Annotated in this window: 3 protein-coding genes; all 3 read right to left on the reverse strand. The window is 36.6% G+C overall.

Annotation, left to right across the window (positions count from 1 at the left end; translation table 11 throughout):
• Positions 1 to 621 (reverse strand): DUF3450 domain-containing protein (locus tag H5202_RS19995; RefSeq protein ID WP_182773609.1); only part of this gene is annotated, 621 nt, incomplete at its 3' end.
• Between the two features lie 365 nt (positions 622 to 986).
• A complete protein-coding gene (locus tag H5202_RS20000; RefSeq protein ID WP_182773610.1) occupies positions 987 to 1964 on the reverse strand; it encodes a class I SAM-dependent methyltransferase in 978 nt (325 codons plus the stop codon).
• Positions 1965 to 2061: 97 nt separating this feature from the next.
• The coding region (locus H5202_RS20005; protein ID WP_182773611.1) for a TonB-dependent receptor domain-containing protein at positions 2062 to 2816 on the reverse strand (755 nt) is incomplete at its 5' end.

Raw genomic sequence — 2816 nt, forward strand, 5'->3', positions numbered from 1 at the left:
CAAGCTTTGTGCATTAAGTGCAACGCAGCCTAAAATGAAGAAATCAACTAGTACTTCTTTACCGTCTAGAACTAACTTACCGGTATGAACAGATACAAAGCTGCCGTACTCACGCTCAATGCTATAAGCATCAAGGATTAGACGGTATTTTTCAGCCAATGTAACTTCTGCAGTATCAAGAATATCTTTTAAATTTTTAACACGATTCTGACGCGTTTCGATGTTAAATGGTAAATCTAAATTTACAAACTGCTCTAAAGCGTCAACCATTTTAAACATCAATGGCACAACACCCTGGCGAAGCTTATCTACGCCGTTGATATCAGTTTGAATTAAATCAAGTGAATTTTGTTGATCAGCTACCAAGCCTGCAACGTAATCATTGTATGCTTTCAATGACTCACGCTCATCAGCTACGCTGCCATACTCAAAAAGCATGTCTTGTGCTTGGTCAAAATATTTGTCGACTTTCTGTTGTGACGCAGCTGAAGCAGCATTAAGGCTACTATCCGCTTTTTGAACGTCAGCTAGAGGATCTGCAACAACGAAGTTGCTACTAGCTAAAGCCAGAGCGCCAACAAGTGCAGTAGCGATTTTTGTTCTATTGCTTACCTTGGACATAGTTCCCAACCAATTTGAAGTGAATTAAAAAGTTCAACTTTGCAAAATAACATGATCTAAAATTGTTAATCATTGTTACTTCAACTAAGCACGTCTTTTTCTTGTGATTGTTAGTTTTTCTTCCCTTTTCTACGCCTATTAGAGCGTAGACCCGTTAGCATCATTTCACAAAATGTTGACCTATGTCAACATTTGCAAAGTTTAAAAACTTGTGGAAAGAGCCGTTAAAGGTGTTAATGTTGATGAAAGGTTAATAATTAAACATCTTAGGCATGTTTATTTCGAAATCGAATGCGATGAGGTAAAAATTAATAATTATAATTCATAAAGTTACGAAATGATGATAACAAGGCTCTTTAGCCTATTTATGTGTTTTTTAATTTATAAAGTAATTTTGAGGCATGTAAATACCAACCTAAGACTTCATTTTGCTCACTTTTTAACACTTTGAGCTCATTTAAAATAATATTATTTTGGTCAAAATCAGCCATAAGTTTTGCCAATTTAGGCTCATCAAAAGCCGCATTAATTAACTCAGTCAATCTTAGTTTTAACGTATCCATTTGTATTGTAATAAATTCAATAAATTCTAACTTCTTTGCAACAGACCAAAACAATCCTGCTTTGAAAAATTGAGTCACAAAGCTAATTAAATTAGAATCCAGAGTGGCAGCTTCATCGAACGTTACCAGCAATTTAACCAAATGATTAATTTCTGCTCTGATACTTTCACATTGAAGGTCTTTCTTTATCCGCTCAACATCTATTTGACTATTCATCTCGCCCATAGCATTAGCCATATTAGTTAAACAATTAATTAGAGAATTGACTTCCTCTTTTTCGATTAACGACAAAACCCTTCTATTGCGGTTAAGGATCATTGAACGATTATGATGACAAACTATGACAAACTGACCATTATCCTTTAGCACTCTAACCGCTTCATTGAGTGATTTTTCAACATTTGAATACTCAAAACCGAACTGTGATATATAAAGATCAACGGTATTAGATTCAAAAGGAAGGTTTTCACTGCAAGTATTAGACATTAATGATATGTCTATATTATTGCTAATCTGACTGACAGGCTTTGCTAAATGGACATCGGCTAAATCGACACCAGTAACCTTACCAGTCAACTCACTGGTTGATAACACATCACTTAATAACAGTGGTAATGAGCCATTACCAGTACCAACATCAACAACAAAGAAATCGTCCGTAAGGCTGTTAAACACTGGTTCCCATATACTTTTTAATACACCTTCGTAATTACCAGATAAAGCCTCACCGAATGACGTTGTGTGTCCTTGCTGCCAATGTTCACTCCAGTGACTATTCATTTTACCTCCCAATTAATCGCAATATTTGCTACGTAATACTAAGTAAAAAGGCTCCCGAAGGAGCCTTTCTTATATCTAATTAATAACTAATCAGAATTTAGAACTTAAGTGTATAACTTGCACGATATTCACGACCGTAGTTGTTATATAGGTCAGGATTATCGTATGTGCCTACAGAACTCAACACTGGATCTTCATCTGTTAAGTTATTGATACCTAACAATACTGAACCATAGTTGCCTGCATCATACACATAACTTAGGTTGTGTATTAACCACGAATCTAGTTGACCTGTAGCATCATCTTCATAAGTAGAAGCTGTATAGCTCATGTTCCAAGACAGTCTATGGTCACCCATGCTGTAGTTGGTGGTAAAGTTAGACTTATAGTCAGGTGAACCATTCCAACCTGCGATATCAACCGCTTCAGAACCACCTTCAACTTCTTGGATATAGTCTAGTACAAAACTGTTGTTCCAGTTAAAGCCGATATCACCAATTGACGTTTCAAACTTAGCGTTTAACGCTACGTCAATACCAGTAATTTCTAGCTTGTCACCGTTACCGTAACCAGTACCAACCTCTAAAGCACGACCTAATGAACCATCTGCGCCGTTTGGAGCACGGTTAACGTAGAAAGTTTCATTTTCTGTTAGTGTACCAGCAGCAACACCACGCATAACGTTAGTGATTGTACGACGGCTGATTACATCATTAATGTTAAGGTTGAAGTAATCAACTTTAATACCGATATCATCAACGATATCCCACGCAACGCCTAAGTTAATATACTCAGATGTTTCAGGGCCTAAGCCATCGTTTGCACGGATATAGGTGTCATACTGCTTAGAAC

It is taken from the genome of Shewanella sp. SG41-4 (assembly GCF_014164505.1).
In the GTDB taxonomy this organism is placed as follows: Bacteria; Pseudomonadota; Gammaproteobacteria; order Enterobacterales; family Shewanellaceae; genus Shewanella.